Annotated in this window: 17 protein-coding genes; 10 read left to right on the top strand and 7 right to left on the bottom strand. The window is 64.7% G+C overall.

The genetic code is table 11. The features are described 5' to 3' along the window. The first annotated feature begins 362 nt into the window (after nt 1-362). Entirely contained in the window at nt 363-569 is a 207-nt protein-coding gene (locus BRA471DRAFT_RS17300) for a cold-shock protein (RefSeq protein ID WP_007591938.1), read from the top strand. Nucleotides 570-665: 96 nt separating this feature from the next. Here BRA471DRAFT_RS17300 and purN read toward each other — a convergent pair whose 3' ends face one another. Together purN and purM are read right to left on the bottom strand one after the other, a co-directional pair. Continuing rightward, a complete protein-coding gene (purN, locus tag BRA471DRAFT_RS17295) occupies nt 666-1,319 on the bottom strand; it encodes a phosphoribosylglycinamide formyltransferase (protein ID WP_007609395.1) in 654 nt (217 codons plus the stop codon). Nucleotides 1,320-1,333: 14 nt separating this feature from the next. After that, nucleotides 1,334-2,407: a phosphoribosylformylglycinamidine cyclo-ligase gene (purM, locus tag BRA471DRAFT_RS17290; protein WP_007609393.1), complete on the bottom strand. Its 1,074-nt coding sequence runs from the start codon at nt 2,405-2,407 to the stop codon at nt 1,334-1,336. A 155-nt stretch (nt 2,408-2,562) separates the two neighbouring features. Here purM and BRA471DRAFT_RS17285 point away from each other — a divergent pair, with 155 nt between their 5' ends. The 4 genes from BRA471DRAFT_RS17285 (at nt 2,563) to ppx (ending at nt 7,715) form a co-directional block, all read left to right on the top strand. Further along, complete coding sequence (locus tag BRA471DRAFT_RS17285) at nt 2,563-3,105, top strand: CDP-alcohol phosphatidyltransferase family protein (RefSeq protein ID WP_026233129.1); 543 nt, start codon at nt 2,563-2,565, stop codon at nt 3,103-3,105. Between the two features lie 93 nt (nt 3,106-3,198). Further along, entirely contained in the window at nt 3,199-3,876 is a 678-nt protein-coding gene (locus BRA471DRAFT_RS17280) for a DnaA ATPase domain-containing protein (protein WP_007609388.1), read from the top strand. A 128-nt stretch (nt 3,877-4,004) separates the two neighbouring features. Further along, nucleotides 4,005-6,197 carry an RNA degradosome polyphosphate kinase gene (locus BRA471DRAFT_RS17275; RefSeq protein ID WP_007609387.1) on the top strand — a complete coding sequence of 731 codons (2,193 nt, stop codon included), beginning with the start codon at nt 4,005-4,007 and terminating at the stop codon, nt 6,195-6,197. A gap of 15 nt (nt 6,198-6,212) precedes the next feature. Further along, nucleotides 6,213-7,715 carry an exopolyphosphatase gene (gene ppx, locus BRA471DRAFT_RS17270; RefSeq protein ID WP_007609385.1) on the top strand — a complete coding sequence of 501 codons (1,503 nt, stop codon included), beginning with the start codon at nt 6,213-6,215 and terminating at the stop codon, nt 7,713-7,715. An 85-nt stretch (nt 7,716-7,800) separates the two neighbouring features. Here ppx and BRA471DRAFT_RS17265 read toward each other — a convergent pair whose 3' ends face one another. From BRA471DRAFT_RS17265 to BRA471DRAFT_RS17255, 3 genes are read right to left on the bottom strand one after another with little or no spacing between them, the layout of a single operon-like run. Further along, nucleotides 7,801-9,237, bottom strand: a complete 1,437-nt coding sequence (locus BRA471DRAFT_RS17265; protein WP_007609383.1) for a sensor histidine kinase — start codon at nt 9,235-9,237, stop codon at nt 7,801-7,803. Beyond that, on the bottom strand, nt 9,234-9,899 hold the full coding sequence (locus BRA471DRAFT_RS17260) for a response regulator transcription factor (protein WP_007609381.1): 666 nt from the start codon (nt 9,897-9,899) through the stop codon (nt 9,234-9,236). The genes BRA471DRAFT_RS17265 and BRA471DRAFT_RS17260 overlap by 4 nt, the downstream gene beginning before the upstream one ends. Continuing rightward, nucleotides 9,899-10,186 carry a PepSY domain-containing protein gene (locus BRA471DRAFT_RS17255; protein ID WP_007609379.1) on the bottom strand — a complete coding sequence of 96 codons (288 nt, stop codon included), beginning with the start codon at nt 10,184-10,186 and terminating at the stop codon, nt 9,899-9,901. The genes BRA471DRAFT_RS17260 and BRA471DRAFT_RS17255 overlap by 1 nt, the downstream gene beginning before the upstream one ends. A gap of 275 nt (nt 10,187-10,461) precedes the next feature. On the opposite strand from BRA471DRAFT_RS17255, the gene BRA471DRAFT_RS17250 reads away from it, so the two are divergent. The 5 genes from BRA471DRAFT_RS17250 (at nt 10,462) to BRA471DRAFT_RS17230 (ending at nt 16,057) form a co-directional block, all read left to right on the top strand. After that, on the top strand, nt 10,462-10,737 hold the full coding sequence (locus BRA471DRAFT_RS17250; protein ID WP_007609377.1) for a PepSY domain-containing protein: 276 nt from the start codon (nt 10,462-10,464) through the stop codon (nt 10,735-10,737). 11 nt (nt 10,738-10,748) lie between these two features. Continuing rightward, a complete protein-coding gene (locus BRA471DRAFT_RS17245; RefSeq protein WP_007609372.1) occupies nt 10,749-11,312 on the top strand; it encodes a cytochrome b/b6 domain-containing protein in 564 nt (187 codons plus the stop codon). A gap of 330 nt (nt 11,313-11,642) precedes the next feature. After that, complete coding sequence (locus BRA471DRAFT_RS17240) at nt 11,643-12,677, top strand: efflux RND transporter periplasmic adaptor subunit (protein WP_231171156.1); 1,035 nt, start codon at nt 11,643-11,645, stop codon at nt 12,675-12,677. Beyond that, nucleotides 12,678-15,746 (top strand): efflux RND transporter permease subunit, encoded by a 3,069-nt coding sequence (locus BRA471DRAFT_RS17235; RefSeq protein ID WP_007609369.1) that lies wholly within the window; start codon nt 12,678-12,680, stop codon nt 15,744-15,746. Continuing rightward, nucleotides 15,746-16,057 carry a DUF3240 family protein gene (locus BRA471DRAFT_RS17230; RefSeq protein WP_007609368.1) on the top strand — a complete coding sequence of 104 codons (312 nt, stop codon included), beginning with the start codon at nt 15,746-15,748 and terminating at the stop codon, nt 16,055-16,057. Before BRA471DRAFT_RS17235 ends, BRA471DRAFT_RS17230 begins: the two co-directional genes overlap by 1 nt. Nucleotides 16,058-16,063: 6 nt before the next feature. Here BRA471DRAFT_RS17230 and BRA471DRAFT_RS17225 read toward each other — a convergent pair whose 3' ends face one another. Both BRA471DRAFT_RS17225 and ndk read right to left on the bottom strand, forming a co-directional pair. Next, complete coding sequence (locus BRA471DRAFT_RS17225; protein WP_007609366.1) at nt 16,064-16,924, bottom strand: TerC family protein; 861 nt, start codon at nt 16,922-16,924, stop codon at nt 16,064-16,066. Nucleotides 16,925-16,968: 44 nt separating this feature from the next. Further along, nucleotides 16,969-17,391 carry a nucleoside-diphosphate kinase gene (gene ndk / locus BRA471DRAFT_RS17220; RefSeq protein WP_007591953.1) on the bottom strand — a complete coding sequence of 141 codons (423 nt, stop codon included), beginning with the start codon at nt 17,389-17,391 and terminating at the stop codon, nt 16,969-16,971. Between the last annotated feature and the right edge of the window lie 9 nt (nt 17,392-17,400).

Below are 17,400 nucleotides of genomic sequence, written 5' to 3'. Positions count from 1 at the left end.
GCAAAGGGCGGCGCCCAAAAATGCAACAGGAGCGGCGCACGCGTGCCGCGATTTGTGCCGAACTGTTACTGAGGGTCAACCGGCTGGCGCGTCCAGGCAAAGGCATTGCTTCCGATTGTGGTTCCGCGGCCACAGGTCGCAAATTGCGGTCGGGTACTCCGGTCGGGCTCTTGAAATTCGCGCGCGGCTTGCTAACGGGCGATTTTCATGTTGCAATATCCGACACAATCGGAATTGGCCGCTCGACTGTGCGTTTCGCGACATTGAGACTCAAGACTCGAACAGACTACCGGAAGCCCGTTTGTGGCGTGGCACGCGAAAAGCGGCCGCGTCGTTTTTGTATCTAGCGGAGGAGACTGAGGATGCCGCAAAAGGGCACCGTCAAATGGTTCAACCCGACCAAGGGCTATGGGTTCATCAAGCCGAACGGCAGTGACAAGGACGTCTTCGTCCACATCTCCGCCGTCGAGCGCGCCGGACTCTCGACCCTCAATGAAAATCAGGTGGTTGAATACGACCTCGTGGAGAACCGCGGCAAGGCATCCGCGGAGAACCTCAAGGTTTCCTGATTTCTCTCGCGGTCTGCGCAAGAGATCATGACGTTGCCCCCGGCTATGCCGGGGGTTTTTGTTTGGGATGAGAAGTATTCCGAGTGCGACGGCGCTTCACCGCACCAACGGCGCAACCAGAAAATTCTCCGACGGCTCGCTGCCCGCGGTTTTGCACACATCGCCCTTGATCCGGACCTTGCCGGTCGCGAGCAGGCTCAGTGCTGCGGGATAGATGCGGTGCTCGACTTCGAGGATACGCTCCGACAGCGTGTCCGCCGTGTCGTGGTCGCTGACGGGAACCGCGCCCTGCATCACGATAGGGCCGGCATCGGTCTCGGGGATCACGAAGTGCACCGTCGCGCCGGACAGCTTGACGCCGGCGCGCAAAGCCTGGCCGTGCGGGTCGAGACCGGGGAAGGACGGCAGCAGCGAGGGATGGATGTTGAGCATCCGCCCGTACCAGGCCTTGGTGAATTCGGCCGTGAACAGGCGCATGAAGCCGCCGAGGCAAATCAGCTCGATGCCGTGCCGATCGAGCGCTGCTTGCAGCACCTTCTCGAAGCCGGCGCGGTCCTTGCCGAACGGCTTGCTTTCGATCACCAGCGTCTTCACGCCACTCGCTTTGGCCCTTTCCAGCCCAAGCGCATCGGCCTTGTTCGAGATGACGAGCGAAATCTCCGCCGGAAAATCCGGCGCGGCCGCGCCCTTGATCAGCGCAGCCATGTTGGAGCCACGGCCGGAAATCAGGATGGCGACGCGGCGTTTCATCACAGCGCCGGTCACTACAGCGCCATATCGAGATGGCCGTTATAGACGACGCGGTGCTCGCCCTCGGCCGGGATCACGGTGCCGAGCTGTGCCACGGTCTCGCCGGCAGCGGCGAAGACCTCGACGACCTCTTCGACCTTGTCCGGCTCGACGATCGCGATCATGCCGATCCCGCAATTGAAGGTCCGCAGCATTTCGAGCTCGGCGATGCCCGCCTGCGCGGCCAGCCATTTGAATACCGGCAGCACTGGCAGGCGCGCCAGATCGATACCGACGCCGAGATGCTTCGGCAGCACGCGCGGAATGTTGTCGGTGAAGCCGCCTCCGGTGATGTGGGCAAGCCCCTTCACCGCGCCGGTCTCGCGGATCGCGCGCAGGCAGGATTTGACGTAGAGACGCGTCGGCGTCAGCAACGCGCCGCCGAGCGTCATGACGGGCGCAAACGGCGCCTGCGCCCCGAAGCCGAGGCCGGATTGTTCCACGATCTTGCGCACCAGCGAGAAACCGTTGGAGTGCACACCCGACGAGGCGAGCCCGATCACGGCATCGCCGGCAGCAATGTCCTTGCGCGGCAAGAGCGTGCCCCGCTCCGCGGCGCCGACGGCAAAGCCGCCGAGGTCGTAGTCGCCGTCCTTGTAGAGGCCGGGCATCTCGGCCGTCTCGCCACCGATCAGGGCGCAGCCGGATTCGCGGCAGCCTTCGGCGACACCGGCCACGATCGACGCGGTCGCCTCCGGATCGAGCTTGCCGCAGGCAAAATAGTCGAGGAAGAACAGCGGCTCGGCGCCCTGCACCACGAGGTCGTTGACGCTCATGGCGACGAGGTCGATGCCGATCCCGCCATGCAGGCCGGTCTCGATCGCGATCTTGACCTTGGTGCCGACGCCATCGGTCGCGGCCACCAGGATGGGATCCTTGAAACCGGCCGCCTTGAGATCGAACAGGCCGCCGAATCCGCCGATTTCGGCGTCGGCGCCGGGACGTGCGGTGGCGCGCACCATCGGCTTGATCAGGTCGACCAAGCGGTTGCCCGCATCGATATCGACGCCTGAATCGGCGTAAGTGAGGCCGTTTTTGCGGTCGGTCATGCCCGATTTCCAGTGGGTTTCCGGCTGGTTACGTCGAATTCCGGGGACGCGCAATGGCTCGCATGGCGCGCCGCCGTATACTATGTAGAGATATCAACCGGTTCAGCCTCCAAAGGGCCGAATTCGAGGTCAGGCCGGGTGCCGGGAAGCGCCGTGTGAGTATACCGAACATCATTACTTTGGGCCGCATCATGCTGGTCCCGATCATCGTCTGGGCCATCGTGTCGAGCCAAATGGAGGTGGCGTTCGCCGTCTTCCTGATCGCCGGTATCAGCGACGCGGTCGACGGCTTCCTTGCCAAGCGCTTCAACATGACGAGCGAGCTCGGCGCCTTGCTCGACCCGCTCGCCGACAAGGCGCTGCTGGTCTCGATCTACATGGCGCTGGGCATCTGGGGCGCGATTCCGCGCTGGATCGTCATCCTGGTGGTCTCGCGCGACATCATGATCGTCGCTGCCGTGATCATATCGTGGCTGTTCGATCGGCCTGTGGAGATGAAGCCCTCGAAGGTATCCAAGCTCAACACCGTGGCCCAGGTGGCGTTCGCGGCGCTGGTGCTGGCCGCCCTCGCCTTCGGCTTCAAACCCGGTCCGTATGATATAATCCTGATGGGCCTCGTCACGGTCTTCACGCTCTCCTCCGTGTCGCTCTATCTTGTCGAATGGTTGCGGCACATGAGCACGATCGAGGCCAAGTGAGTTGGGAAGAGGCCCCGTAAAAGGCCAACTCCCGCTCGATTAAGTCGCATCTCGTCAAACGAAGCCGGCACGCCGGCACGGAGCAAAGCAAGCGTGCCAGGCCGCGTTCATCCCCGACAATTGGCGTTTTCGCTTCCGCATGCGGAGAGCCTGAGCCGGGACAATTTCCTCGAAGGCCCCGTCAACGCCGCCGGTCTTGCCCTCATCGACGCCTGGCCGGAATGGCCGAACCGGATCATGTGGCTGGCCGGCCCGGAAGGAAGCGGCAAGAGCCATCTCGCCGCGATCTGGGCAGAGGCTTCAGGCGCCCGCTCGACCACGGCCAATGGGCTGACCGCCGAAGCCGTCCCGGCTGCGCTCGTCACCGGCGCGCTGGTGGTCGAGGATCCCAAGGCCGGGGAATTCGACGAGCGCGCCCTGTTCCATCTGATGAATCTGGCCCGCGAGGACGGCGCCTACGTCCTCTTCACCGGACGCGAGGCGCCCGCTTCTCTCGAGATCGAACTCGCCGACCTGCGCTCGCGGCTCCGCGCCGTCCCCGTTGTCTCGCTGCTGCCGCCTGACGACCAGCTCTTCCGCGGCCTGATCGTCAAGTTCTGCGCCGACCGCCAGCTCGCGGTGGACGAGAGCGTGGTCAGCTACCTCGCCACTCGCCTGGAGCGGTCCTCGGCCGCCGCACGACGGGCTGTGGACCTGCTGGACAGCGAGGCCCTGCGCCTCGGCCGCCCCGTCACCCGGGCCCTGGCGGCCGAGCTGCTCCGGGATGTCTGACTAAGGCGGCTTGACGCGGCCGGGCGGCGGAACATCAATGTCATCGAAACGTCATCGCTCTAACACATGCTCCCGCGGGTTTTGCGGCTAAGTCGCAAATTGGGGCGAACTGGATGGATCGACTTCTGATGGACTCTGCGCAAGCTGTTGAAGTTAAAGAGAAAGCCCCGGAAGCCGAAGGCCCGCCGGCGATCGCGTCGAACCCCGAGCGGTTCATCAATCGCGAGCTCTCCTGGCTGCACTTCAACCGCCGCGTCCTGGAGGAATCGGTCAATCCCAGCCACCCCATGCTGGAGCGGGTACGATTCCTGTCGATTTCAGCGAATAACCTCGACGAGTTCTTCATGGTCCGCGTCGCAGGCATCAAAGCCCAGGTGCGCGAGGGCATTGCCGAGCGCAGCCCCGACGGTCTGACACCATCCGAGCAGCTCGCGCTCATCAACCGGACCGTCTCGCAGCTTGCCTCCGACCAGCAGGCGATCTGGCGCGACCTGCGCGGCACGCTCGCCGACGAGGGCATTGTGCTGGTCGAGGGCAAGGAGGTCACCAAGGCGGAACGAACCTGGGTCGAGGACTACTTCCTCAGCAACGTGTTCCCGCTGCTGACGCCGCTCGCGATCGACCCGGCCCACCCCTTCCCGTTCATTCCGAGCCTCGGCTTCACCATCGCGCTCCAGCTCACGCGCGCCGCCGACGGCAAGCAGATGAACGCGCTGATCCGCATGCCCGGCAAGATCGACCGCTTCATCCGCCTGCCGGCTGACGGCAAGGTGGTCCGGCTGATCTCGCTGGAGCAGGCCACCGCGCTGTTCATCAACCGCCTGTTCCCCGGCTACAATCTGCATGGCCAGGGCGCCTTCCGTGTCATCCGCGACTCCGAACTCGAAATCGAGGAAGAGGCCGAGGATCTCGTCCGCTTGTTCGAGACCGCGCTGAAGCGCCGCCGCCGCGGCTCGGTGATCCGGCTCGAGATCGATGCCAAGATGCCGGAGCAGCTGCGCAGCTTCGTGCAGCACGCGCTATCGACCGCCGACGACGAGGTGTTCCTGGTCGATGGCGTGCTCGCCATGAACGAGCTCTCGCAGCTCACCCGCCTCGACCGGCCCGACCTTGAATTCACCCCTTACGTGCCCCGCCATCCCGAGCGCGTGCGCGAGCAAGGCGGCGACATCTTCGCTGCGATCCGGCAGAAGGATCTCGTCGTTCATCACCCCTACGAATCCTTCGACGTCGTGGTGCAGTTTCTCCAGCAGGCGACGCGCGACCCCGACGTCGTCGCCATCAAGCAGACGCTCTACCGCACCTCGAGCAACTCGCCGATCGTGCGCGCGCTCGTGGAAGCCGCCGAAGCCGGCAAATCCGTCACCGCGCTGATCGAGCTGAAGGCGCGCTTCGACGAAGAGGCCAACATTCGCTGGGCGCGCGACCTCGAGCGCGCCGGCGTGCAGGTCGTCTATGGCTTCCTTGAACTGAAGACCCACGCGAAATTGTCGATGGTGGTGCGCCGTGAAGGCGGCAGCCTCACGACCTACGTCCACACCGGCACCGGCAATTATCATCCGGTGACAGCGCGCATCTACACCGACCTCTCCTACTTCACCTCGGACCCGACCATCGGCCGCGACGCTGCCCGCGTGTTCAACTTCATCACCGGCTATGCCGCGCCGAGCGATCTGGAAAAGATGGCGGTCTCGCCGCTGACCTTGCGCAAGCGCATCATCGAGCACATCCAGGGCGAGACCGCGCATGCGCGGCACGGCCGGCCCGGTGCGGTCTGGATGAAGATGAACGCGCTGGTCGACCCCGACATCATCGACGCGCTCTACGAGGCCTCACAGGCCGGCGTGCAGGTCGAACTCGTGGTGCGCGGTATCTGCTGCCTGCGGCCCGGCATTCCCGGGCTGTCGGAGAACATTCGCGTCAAGTCGATCATCGGACGCTTCCTGGAGCACGGCCGAATCTACTGCTTCGGCATGGGTCAGGGCCTGCCGAGCGCGAAAGCGGCTGTGTATATCTCCTCGGCCGACATGATGCCGCGCAACCTCGACCGCCGCGTCGAGGTGCTGTGTCCGCTGCAAAATCCCACGGTGCATCAGCAGGTTCTCGAACAGATCATGGTCGCGAATCTCAAGGACAATGAACAGAGCTGGCAATTGTTGCCGGACGGGTCTTCAACGCGTATGAAGACCGCGAAGGGCGAGGAGCCTTTCAACGTCCACAACTACTTCATGACAAATCCGAGTCTGTCTGGCCGTGGTAAGTCGCTCAAGGAATCCTCGCCGCGCCGCCTCACGCGCCGTAATGAACGTCATCAATCCTGATCCGGGATCGTCGACGTGAAGCGGCCGCGCAAGCGCGGCTCGAGCGTCGCGGTCATCGACATCGGCTCCAACTCGGTCCGGCTCGTCGTCTACGAGGGACTGACGCGGAGCCTGATTCCGATCTTCAACGAGAAGACGCTGTGCGGCCTCGGGCGCGAGGTGCAGAGCACGGGACTGCTTGCGCCGGACGCCGTCGACAAGGCGCTGACCTCGCTCAAGCGCTTCCGTGCGTTGTGCCGGGTGATGCAGGTCGGACGGGTGTTTGCGATTGCGACCGCGGCCTGCCGCGACGCCTCCAACGGCCCCGACTTCATCGCCAAAGCCGAGCGCATCTGCGCGGTGAAGATCGAGATCCTGTCGGGCCCGCGCGAGGCGCGGCTGTCGGCGCTTGGCGTGATCTCCGGCATCCATCATCCCGACGGCATCGTCGGTGACCTCGGCGGCGGCTCGCTCGAACTGATCGACGTGCGCAAAAACACTGTGCGTAGCGGCGTGACGCTGCCGCTCGGCGGGCTCGCGCTGCAGGACCTCGCGCATAAATCCCTGAAACGCGCCGACCGCATTGTGCGCGAAGCGCTCGACGGGGTGCCGCAGCTCAAGGCAGGGAGCGGCCGCAGCTTCTACGCTGTCGGCGGCACCTGGCGCGCGCTTGCGCGCATCCACATCATCCAGAGCGGCTATCCGCTCCAGGTGATGCACGGCTATTCGATTTCGGCTGCCGAGGCACTCGATTTCTCACGTCGTCTCCGCCGGCTTGCGGCCGCCGGCATGCTCGCCGACATCGAGATCGTCGCCGATGCCCGGCGTCCGCTCCTCACCTATGCGGCGCTGGTGCTCGAGCACATCATCCGGGTGGCGAAGCCGAAGACCATCGTGTTCTCGACCTTCGGCGTGCGCGAGGGCCTGTTGCACGAGAAGCTGCCGGACTCCGAACGCAACAAGGACGGACTGATCTGCGCGGCCGAGGAGCTAAACCAGCTGCTGTCGCGTTCGGCAAGGCACGCGCGCGAGCTGATCGCCTGGACCGACCGCCTCGCGCGCGTGGTGAAGCTGCGCGAGACCGAGGAGGACCGCCGCCTTCGCCATGCCGCGTGCCTGCTGTCCGACATCGGCTGGCGCGTGCATCCCGACCATCGCGGCGAGCAGACGCTGAGCCTCGTCGTCAACGGCAATTTCGGCGCGATCACCCACACCGAGCGCGCCTTCGTCGGCCTGTCCGTGTTCTATCGCTATGCGGGGCTCAGCGAGGAGAACCAGCCGCCGGTCGCCATGCAGGAGCTGCTGACGCCGGCGCAGCTCGAACGCGCCCGCCTGCTGGGCGCGGCCTTCCGCGTCGCGCATCTGATCTCGGCGGCTCGTCCGGGCGTCTTGCCCGCGACGCACTTCCGCAGCGTGGGCCGCAAGCTGTTGCTGGTGTTCGAGCACCGCCTCGGCGATCTCGTCGCGGATCGCGTCGGCAGCCGCTTCCGCGCACTCGCCCGCCTGATCAACCGCGCCGGCTCGATCGTGCGGCGGTGACAAACAGAAGCGGCGCGCAAGGCAACGCTGCCTTTGCCAACGGGCGCTCAATGAACAGGCTGGTAAAGCCACGAAGCGGAACATTCTATCGGAGCGGCTGTTCCCAGCCACAGCGCCCCTCCTGTGCGGGCGATCCGGGTTTTTGACCAGGAGCAGCCATTCGATCGCGGCTGCCCTCCGGCGTGACGATGGCTTTCAGTCCGCCGAGCTCGGAGTCGGTGAGAACAAGCTGCCAACGATAGGCACTGAGCACGTCCTGAACGATGGCGAGGCCAAGGCCGGTACCCTCGCCGCGCTCGTCCAGCCTTGCACCGCGTTCGAGCACGCGGCCGCGTTCGGCGGACGCGATGCCCGGGCCGTCGTCCTCGACCGTGATCGCCGGATTCGCGGTGGCATCCGCGCCGATGCGCACTTGGCTCTTGGCGTGACGGGCGGCATTCTCCAGGAGATTGCCCAGCACCTCGGCCAGATCAGTGCGATCGAGCGGCACGCTCGGCTCGCCCGTTATGCAGGTCCTGAATTCAAGCCGCTGCGCAGTGGGCGTGCGCGCCAGCGTCAGCATCAGGGACTCGACAAGCGGTCTGAGTGGCGTGGAAACATGGCCGCGCTGTCGTGCCGTCCCCCGCGCCCGGGCACGCGCCAGCTCGCGGTCGACGTGACGGCTCATCGCGTCGCCGACGGATTCGATTGCCTGGGCGACGTCCTGCTCACCTCGCCGACGCAAAAGCGCGACATCGGCCGCGAGTGCGGCAAGCGGCGTCTTCAATCCGTGCGCCAGGTCAGCGGCGCGGCTGCGCGAACGCTCGATCTCGCGCTCCTGGGCATCGATCAGGCTGTTGACCTCTTCCACCAGAGGCTTCACTTCGGCAGGGACGTCGACGGGGAGATGCTTGCGCTGGCCGGAGCGGACGTCCGCGACACCGCGGCGAAGCGCGTCGAGCGGGCGTAAGCCTAGTCCGACTTGGATCGAGGTGGCCACCGCCAGCACCAGGCTCAGCAGGCCGAGCGCCAGCACCAGATCCCTGGCGAATTGCGCGGCGGCGGCCGACGCGCGGGCGAGATCGCCGGCCACCGCGACGCGCACCGGCGCACGGCGGTCGCTCACGGTAAGCAGCACGCGGCGTTCACTGACCAGGAGCCGCGCGTTCGCGGGGCCAAGGATGACGTGACGGTGCAATTCGCCAGGCGACGGCTCATCCTGCGGCAAGTCCAGCGCCGTGTCCCACAGCGAACGTGAACGCAGCACCTGGCCGTCGTCGTCTGATACCTGCCAGTACAAACCCGAAAGCGGGTCTGCAAACCGCGGGTCGGCCGGCGGGCGGCCCACCATCAGCTTGCCCTGCGCATCGACGTCGATACCTGCGAGGAGTTGCTTGAGATAGACGTCGAGGTCGTCGCCGATGGTGCGCGTGACGTGGCGCTCGAACAACAGTGTCAGCCCGGCGCCGGCAATCGTCAGCGCGATCAGGATAGCTACGAATCCGCCAGCGATCAGTCGCAGCCGCAGCGAGCCCCGGCTCACGGCGTCCTCTCCGGTACCAGATAGCCGAAGCCGCGCCTGGTCTCGATCAGATCGGCACCGAGCTTCTTGCGCACGCGGCCGACCAGCACCTCGAGCGCGTTCGACTCATGGTCTTCGCCGTGGCCATAGACGTTTTCGTCGAGCTCATGCTGCGATACCACGCGGCCTCGGTGGTGCAAGAGAAAGGCGATCAGGCGGTATTCCAACGGCGACAACGCGACGGGCACGCCGCGCAGCGTCACCTTCATCTGGCGCTCGTCGAGTTCGACCTCGCCGGCGACAATCTTTGGCGAGGCATGCCCGGCCGTGCGCCGCACGATCGAGCGCAGCCGCGCCAGCAATTCCTCCATGCGGAACGGCTTGGGCAGGTAGTCGTCGGCGCCTGCGTCGATACCGTCGACGCGCTCGGCCCAGCTGCCACGCGCCGTCAGGATCAGCACCGGCATGGACCGTCCGTTCGCGCGCCACCGCTTGAGGACGGCGAGGCCGTCCATGCCGGGCAAGCCGAGATCGAGGACGACGGCGCCGTAGTCCTCGGTGTCACCGCGAAACCAGGCTTCCTCGCCGTTGCGGACGGTTTCGACCACATAGCCGCCCGCGCGCAAGGCCGTCTCCACATCGGCCGCGATCCGTCGGTCATCCTCCACGAGCAGCAGGCGCATCACTTCTCCTTGATGCGTTCAATCTCGCCGCTGCGCGCGTCCACATACGCTTCGTAGAGGTGGCCCTTGTCGCCGACGATGCGGAGCTCATAGATCCAGCGGCCGCGCTGACGCTCTATTTCGACGCCGGCGACCTCGCCCGGCAGCTTGCCTCGGACGGATGCGAGGATATCGGCGAGTGACTTGATCTCGCCCGCCTCGACTGCACGGCGAACCGCGTCGGGCGCGCCATTATCGTGGTCGCCTGCAGCCGCGGGCCCTGACGCGAGCACGACGCCCGCCAGCATTGGCACTGCGAGGAATCGCATAAGACCAGCTGATTGCATGGACAAAGAATGCCCCAATCGACCTGACGAAACGCTGACGTGGATCAATAGGGGTCCGGCCGGGCAGCGGACCCCGGTTACCGCCGGCTTCCGGGCCTGGAGCGTTCCCGCTCATTGGTCGCTTGGCTGACAATTCACTGACACCACCCAACAGGTGGCCGTCAGGGCTCCTCTGCCAATTTCCGCTCGACGCCTCGCCGCATGACGCGGCCGGGCGCCACAAGCCGGAGAGAACCATGCGCAAGATCACCATGTTCACCGCCATCGCCGCCTTGCTCGCAGCCGCCGCGACCGCTCACGCCGGCAGCCTCGGGCGTCCCTGCACTGCAGCGCCACAGACAAGCTGGCTGTCGCTCGAACAGTTGCAGGCCAAGGTCGAAGCCCAAGGTTACAAAGTTCAGAAGGCCAAGCTCAAGAATGCCTGTGGTGAACTCTACACCATCGACAAGTCCGGCAGCCGGGTCGAGTTGTTTGTCGATCCGACCAGCGGCCAGATCGTCGGTCAGCTGTAAGGGTCAGCACCATGAGCGCCATTCACAACGCGACCCAGGCCGGCGGCGAGAAGCCGCCGGCCAAGGTCAAGGTCTGGGACCCCTTCGTGCGCATTTTCCATTGGTCGCTGGCCGGGCTGTTTCTGCTCGCTTATGCGACCGGTGACGAGATCGAAAATGTCCATATCGCCGCCGGCTATATTATTGCCGGGTTGCTCGCGCTACGGATCGTGTGGGGCTTCGTGGGGCCGCGCCATGCGCGCTTTCGCGACTTCGTGCGTTCCCCGCGTGCAGTGCTCGCCTACATGCGCGACGTGGCGCTGCTGAGGGCGCCACGCTATCTCGGCCACAATCCCGCCGGTGGCACGATGGTGGTGGCGCTGATCGTCACGCTGCTCGGCACCTGCCTCACCGGTTACATGATGACGACCGGCAGCTTTTGGGGAGCAAAATGGGTGGAGGAGGTGCATGAGGCGTTCGCCAACCTCACGATCGGTCTCGTCGTCGTCCACGTGTTTGGCGTCCTGCTGGCGAGCTTCGAGCACCGCGAGAGCCTGGTGAAAGCGATGATCACCGGGAGGAAGCGTCCAGCATGAGCGAGATTGGTTCGCCTTACTGCCGCCTCTCCGAGAGGTGGGACGGCAGCTTGGCTTCCATTGGCGACGACCGAATTGACTGAGGTCGGCCGAAACGCTCCACCAAGAGCGAGCAGCCTCCCACAATGGCTGGCGCGCTTGAGGCAAATCAACTCACCAGCGCGCTGGTGGAGTAATCGAGACCTGCAGCCGATTGGCGCTTCTCTCGCCCGTGGGTGTGGGATCTTCCTCATGCGAGTCAGACGCGGAACTCTGCTTCTCACCTCTTCTGGGGGCGCATTCGTTCGTACGCTCTTCGCGGTTGCACTGAGCTTGTTACCTTCCGTGTCGATGGCGCGGGACGATGTGAAGCTGAGCGATGCGCAGGCGCGGAATCTAGGTGTGCGCGTGACCCATCCGATCGCGAGCCGGACCGACCTGACGCTGCCCTATCCTGTCCAAATCGTGATCCCGACGCCGCAATTGTGGGTGGTCAGCGCACCGGTGTCCGGCATGGTCGCCAATCTCCGGGCCGGGCGCGGCGACCGCATCTCGGCCGGCCAGCCGCTGGTCACCCTGGAAAGTCCAAGTTTCGTCTCTCAACAGCGCGACTACCTGCACGCGATCGCACAGGAGCTTCTCGCCGCCCAGCAGCTCAAGCGTAACGTCGATCTGTTCGAAGGCAAGGCTGTCCCGCAACGCGTGTTGGAAACCAGCCAGGCCGAGGCGCGTCAGGCTACTCTCGTCGTCGCCGAGCGGCGGCAGATGCTGCATCTGAGCGGGATGTCCGATGAGGTAATTTCGCGGCTGGCCCAGGAAGCGGCTATCAGCGGGACGCTCACGGTCAATGCGCCGCAGCCTGCATCGGTGGTCGATGTCATGGTATCGCCAGGACAACGGGTCGAACAATCCACGCCGCTCATCAAGCTCGCGCGGCTCTCGCCGCTATGGGCCGAAATCGCGGTTCCTGCCGCTAATATCCGAGCGATCCGCACCGGTGCAAGTGTCGAGTTTGAGAATTATTCAACGCCCGGCAAGGTCATACTGGTCTCCGAGACCATCGACCCTGGCACCCAAACCATTCTGGTTCGCGCGGAAGTGCCCAACGACGGAGAGCTGCATCCTGGTCAGACGACCGCAGCCCGCATCGGCTTTCTCTCCGCCGGTGAAAGCGCCTGGGAGATTCCCTATAGCGGGCTGGTGCGGCGGGGCGAACAAACGTCGGTCTTTGTCGCGTTCGACGGCGGTTTTCGGCTGGTCTCGGTCAAGCTGGTTGCGGAAGATCAGGACCATGTCGTCGTGTCGGGCCCCGTGACAGAGCAGGACGAGATCGCAATCGGGGGCATCTCGGCGCTTCGCGGCATTCTCTCGGGACTGGGACAGTAGATGCTCCGGCGACTGATCGCGTTCGCGCTTTCCCAGCGATTGTTCGTTATGCTGGGGGTGGTGCTGTTGGTCGCCGCCGGCGTCGTCCTCCTGCCCGGCCTGCCGATCGACGCGTTTCCCGACGTCTCCCCGGTCCAGGTGAAGATCATCATGAAGGCGGCGGGCCTCACCCCCGAAGAGGTCGAGCAGCGCATCACGGTCCCTATCGAGCTTGAACTGCTTGGATTGCCTAAGAAGAGAGTCCTTCGTTCAACCACAAAGTATGCATTGGCTGATATCACCGTCGATTTCGAAGACGGCACTGACATCTACTGGGCGCGCAACCAGGTGTCGGAACGACTATCGAGCATCTCGCGTGATTTCCCTGACGGGGTGAGCGGCGGTCTTGCGCCGATCACGAGTCCCCTGGGCGAAATGTTCATGTTCACGATCGATAGTCCCGAACTCTCGCTCGCCGAACGCCGGGGCCTGCTCGATTGGGTGATCCGTCCCGCCCTGCGTACTGTCGCCGGTGTTGCCGACGTCAATGCGCTCGGCGGTTATGTGCGCGCCTTCGAGATCGTGCCGCGCAGCGATGCACTTGCCGCCCGCGGCATATCGTATGACCTGTTCCGTCGGGCGATCGAAGCCAACAGTCGCAACGATGGCGCCGGACGGGTGAACCAGGGCGAGGACAGCACCTTGGTTCGGGTTGAAGGCAGCATCCGGTCGACAGAGGATATCAAGGCCATAGTCGTTGACGCGCGCGAGGGAGTGCCGATCCTGGTCAAGGACGTCGCGAACGTCCGGGTCGGGACGCTGACCCGCTATGGCGCAGTTACGTCGGACGGGCACGGCGAAACCGTCGAGGGGCTGGTCCTCGGCTTGCGCGGCGCCAATGCGGGGCAGCTCGTCCGAGACGTACGTGCCCGACTTGCCGAGCTGCAGCCCTCGCTGCCGAAGAGCGTTTCGATCAACGTGTTTTATGACCGCAGCCGCTTGGTCAACCGCGCGGTGGGCACGGTGATTCGGGCGCTCGGCGAGGCCACCGTCCTCGTCATCGTTCTTCTGCTGCTTTTCCTCGGCAACTGGCGCGCCTCGCTGGTGATCGCTCTCAGCCTGCCGCTGGCCATTCTCATGGCGCTCATCGTCATGCGCGTCGTGGGAATGTCGGCCAACCTGATGAGCCTGGGTGGACTTGCGATCGCGATCGGCATGTTGATCGACGCGCTGGTTGTCGTTGTCGAGAACATCGTCGGCAACCTCGGCAAGCACGAACCGAGCAAGGCGACTCCGCTGATCCACCTGGTGTACCGGTCGGTTTGCGAAGTCCTGGAACCCGTCGCCTCGGGCGTCCTCATCATCATGATCGTGTTCGTACCACTGCTGACCCTGCAGGGATTGGAAGGGAAGCTATTCATCCCAGTCGCACTGGCAATCATTTTCGCGCTCGCCAGCTCATTGCTGCTGGCGCTGACCGTGATCCCGGTCGCAACCTCCTATCTGCTGAAGTCCGCGTCACATCGCGATCCCCTGCTGATTCGTGCGGCACAGCGGATCTACGCACCGGCGCTGGACTGGGCCTTGGACAACGAGCGCAAGGTGATTGCTGCAGCGCTGATCGGCCTGCTCGCTGCGGGCTTCGGTTATTCAAAGCTCGGCAAGACCTTCATGCCGACGATGGACGAAGGCGACATCATCGTCAGTGTAGAGACGCTTCCTTCCGTCAACCTCGACGAGTCATTGGCTATAAATGCAAGGCTCCAGACCGCACTTCTGGCCGTACCGGATATTGCCGGTATCGTCGCACGGACCGGGTCGGACGAGCTCGGCCTCGATCCCATGGGCCCCAACCAGACCGACACGTTCCTCGTGCTCAAGCCGGCCGCCGAGAGACAGACCGACAGTCGCGAGACCCTGCTGCAGAAGCTTCGTGAGGTTCTGAACGGCTTTCCCGGTATCTCGCTCAGCTTCACCCAACCGATCGACATGCGCGTGCAGGAGATGATCAGCGGCGTGCGCGGCGACGTCGCAGTGAAGATCTTCGGCCCCGACATCGGCAGACTGAACGAAATCGCGGCAAAGCTGTCGGGCATCCTGTCCGGCATAGACGGTGCCGAGGACGTCTACACCACGCTCAACGAAGGCGCTGAATATTACACGGTGGCCGTCAATCGAATGGAGACCGGTCGCCTCGGCCTGACGGTGGACTCCATAGCGAACTCACTCCGCACGCAAATCGAGGGCCGAACGATCGGGACCGCGCTTGAGGGGGGACGCCGCACGCCGATCCTCATCCGCGGGAGCAAGTCGACCAGGGAGACGCCGACGCTGTTGGCGAGCCTGCCAATGACGCTCGCTTCCGGACAGCATGTGGCGCTGTCGCAGGTCGCCCGAATCCAACGAGTGGACGGCCCCGTGAAAATCGACCGCGAAGACGGCTCGCGGATGAGCGTGGTCCGCGCCAACGTCCGGGGCCGCGACATGGTGGGCTTCGTCGAAGCGGCGCGCCAGAAAGCCGCCGAACTCCCGCTCCCGGAAGGCTACCGGCTGACCTGGGGCGGGCAATTCGAGAACCAGCAACGTGCCGCCGCACGTCTGTCCGTCGTGGTGCCGGTTGCGATCGGTCTGATCTTCCTGCTGCTCTTCACCACATTCGGCGCCATACGACAGGCCTTGCTGGTCCTCGTCAACATTCCCTTTGCCCTGATCGGGGGCGTCTTCGCACTGGTTCTGACGGGCGAATATCTTTCAGTGCCAGCCTCCGTCGGCTTCATCGCGCTGCTCGGCATCGCCGTTCTTAATGGCGTTGTCTTGGTCTCTCATTTCAATCAGCTGCGGGCCCGCGGCCTGAGCGAGGATCGTATCGTCGTCGAAGGCGCCATGCGCAGGCTTCGGCCAGTGCTGATGACCGCGAGCATTACGGCGTTCGGCTTGATCCCGCTGCTGTTTGCCTCCGGTCCAGGATCCGAAGTCCAGCGACCGCTCGCCGTTGTCGTGATCGGAGGGCTCCTGTCGTCCACCCTGCTCACTCTGATTCTCTTGCCGATCCTGTATCGCCGCTATGGCGGGACGCCGAAGGTGACCTGATGATCGACCAACCGGTCTGCCTCACGCTGGTCTTGTCTCGCCAACTCTGCGACGAGGTGTTCGACTATCTTACCGAGCAGACCGATCTTGTTTCGGGGTTCACCGCATTGCACGGGGCTGGTCACGGCGCCGAAGTCCGATTGCACACGGCGGCCGAACGCGTGAAGGGCAACGCCGATCAGGCCATCGTGCAGATCATCATGGCGAGGAGCGATGCTGGCCGCTTGCTCGACCGACTGCGAGTTCCGTTCGCCGGAGCCAAGATCGTCTACTGGACGACGCCCGTGACGGAGTTCGGCGCGATCGACTGAAGCAGCCTATTCCGCCGAGGCCTTGGCGTGGCGTTCGGACGACTCCAGCGCGGCCGCGCTCATGCTCCGCCGGCGCCAGATGTAGCCGACGGCCAGCACGACGACGACGCCGAGAGCTGCGCAGAGATATTCGCCGCCTCCGCCGCCATGCGCGAATTGCGGTGGGATGCGCAAGGCGCCGAGCATGTTGTCCAGCGAGGCGCCGAACGGACCGTCGAACAGCGTGTGCAGCCTCGGCGCGATGCCGGGATCGGTCGCGATCACTTCGCCCGCGATCCAGCCGAGCAGCGCCGCGCCGGCCCACACCAGCACCGGCAGCCTTGCGAGCAGCGCCATGATCAGCGCCGCGCCGGCGACGATCAAGGGCACGCTGATGGCAAGACCGAGCACCAGCAAGGGCGCGCTGCCATTGGCGGCCGCGGCCACCGCAATGACGTTGTCCAGGCTCATGACGATGTCGGCGACGACGACGATCTGCACGGCCTGCCACAGATGCGAGGCCGACTCGACGCCGTCCTCGTCCTCCTGTTCCGGCACCAGCAGCTTTGCCGCAATCACGATCAGCGCAAGACCGCCGACCAGCTTGAGGTACGGCAGCTCCATCAGGCTCGCGACGATGCCCGTGAAGATGATCCGCAGCAGCACCGCGGCGCCGGCACCCAGGATCATGCCCCACAGCCGATGCCGCGGCTTGAGGCCGCGGCAGGCGAGCGCAATCACCAGCGCATTGTCGCCGGACAAGAGGATGTTGATCCAGATGATCTTGCCGACCGCGACCCAGAAAGTCGGTTCGGCCATCTCAACGCGGAACTGGGTGAAGAATGCCCCGATCGTAGCGGGATCGAAGATCTGCCAGAGCCAGTTCACACTACGTCCTTTCGCCGCGTCTCGTTACCTGATCGGCTGACGGATCAGCCGACGATCTCGTTACCCGAGAAGAACTGCGCGATCTCGATCGCAGCGGTTTCCGGCGCATCCGAACCGTGCGCGGAGTTCTCGCCGATCGACTTTGCGTAGAGCTTGCGGATGGTCCCGTCAGCCGCCTTGGACGGATCGGTCGCGCCCATCACGTCGCGATACTTGGAGACGGCACCCTCGCCTTCTAGCACCTGGACCACCACGGGGCCGGACGTCATGAAGTCCACGAGCTCACCGAAGAAGGGGCGCGCCTTGTGGACCGCATAGAAGGTCTCGGCCTGTTCCTTGGTCATGCGGATGCGCTTCTGCGCGACGATACGCAGGCCCGCCTTCTCGATCACGGCGTTAACCGCACCGGTGAGGTTACGCGCGGTGGCGTCGGGCTTGATGATCGAGAAGGTGCGTTCGATGGCCATGATGTTGTC

The sequence above is a fragment of the Bradyrhizobium sp. WSM471 genome (genome assembly GCF_000244915.1).
In the GTDB taxonomy this organism is placed as follows: domain Bacteria; phylum Pseudomonadota; class Alphaproteobacteria; order Rhizobiales; family Xanthobacteraceae; genus Bradyrhizobium.
Note: the sequence above shows the minus strand (reverse complement) of the source record. Positions and strands in the feature narration are given on the sequence as shown.